The sequence below is a fragment of the Acinetobacter sp. YH16032 genome, from assembly GCF_013417345.1.
Taxonomy (GTDB): Bacteria; Pseudomonadota; Gammaproteobacteria; order Pseudomonadales; family Moraxellaceae; genus Acinetobacter.
The window spans coordinates 1-1,155 of record NZ_VPEE01000160.1 but is presented as its reverse complement, the minus strand read 5'-3'; the positions used below and the strand labels follow the sequence as shown (position 1 = coordinate 1,155).

Annotated in this window: 1 protein-coding gene; it reads left to right on the top strand. The window is 43.0% G+C overall.

Annotated elements, in window-relative coordinates:
- Positions 1-134 precede the first annotated feature (134 nt).
- Entirely contained in the window at positions 135-1,088 is a 954-nt protein-coding gene (gene mobQ / locus FTV32_RS17150; RefSeq protein ID WP_180004498.1) for a MobQ family relaxase, read from the top strand.
- Positions 1,089-1,155: the final 67 nt, after the last annotated feature.

Sequence of the window (1,155 nt, the reverse complement as noted above, 5' to 3'; positions counted from 1 at the left end):
TGTTTTTCATGAAATGCGCACTTACGACTTGGATTTCATCCAAGTCAAAGTTTGCGTAAGGGGATTCCCCTTAACCCCAAAAAATTGCTACGCAATTTTTAAAAGCAAAAGCAAAACCATCACAAGGCTAAGGCATGGCAATTTATCACTGTACGACCAAGACCATTAACCGAAGTTCTGGACGAACTGCGGTAGCATCTATGGCCTATCGTGCAGGAGAAAAATTGACAGATGAACGAACAGGATTAACGCACGACTTTACGAGAAAAGAAGGTGTGGCTTATACCGAAATTATCTCGAACTTAGATACTCAAATTGATCGTGCCGAACTCTGGAATCTGGCGGAAAAAATGGAAAACCGCAAAGATGCCAGAACCGCTAGAGAATGGGTTATTGCTTTACCTGATGAATTGGACGAAGAACAACGCAAGGAACTCGCTAAAGACTTTGCCAAGTCCTTAGTAGATCGCTATGGGGTGGTCGCAGATTTAGCGATTCATGCACCCAGCAAAGGTGGAGATGATAAAAACCATCATGCACATATCTTGCTAACAACTCGCAAAGCAGAATTGGACCCTGAAAATAAATTAGTCCTTACTCAAAAAACGGAAATTGAACTAAGTAACACCAAAAGAAAAAGCCTAGGCATGGGAACAAGCCAGGAAGAAATTAAACAGATTCGAGCCACCTGGGCAAACTTAGCCAATCATGCTCTGGAATATGCAGGGTATCGGGAAAGAATCGACCACCGCAGCTATGCCGATCAGGGCAATCAGCTACAAGCCACCATACATGAAGGCAGCAAAGTCACCCAGATGCGTAGGAAAGGCATAGATACTGAGATCAGCCGTTTCAACGACACAATCAAACAGCAGAACAGCCAGCAGCTCCAATACCAACAACAGCACAAGGAAAAGACCTTAGAACAGGGTTTTAACCGTGTTGAACAAGGGTTTGAGCAATGGAAGAAAGATCAAGAAGCTAAACGCCTAGAACTGGAACATAAAAAGCGGTTAAAGCTACAGCAAGAACAAGCTATGAAGCTGAAACAACGCAAAAGCATGAATAGAAATGGGCCTTCCCTATGAGCAATCAAAACGATTTAGACGACCAGTTATATATTTTATTAGCTTCCATGAAGGAATACAGGGCAGC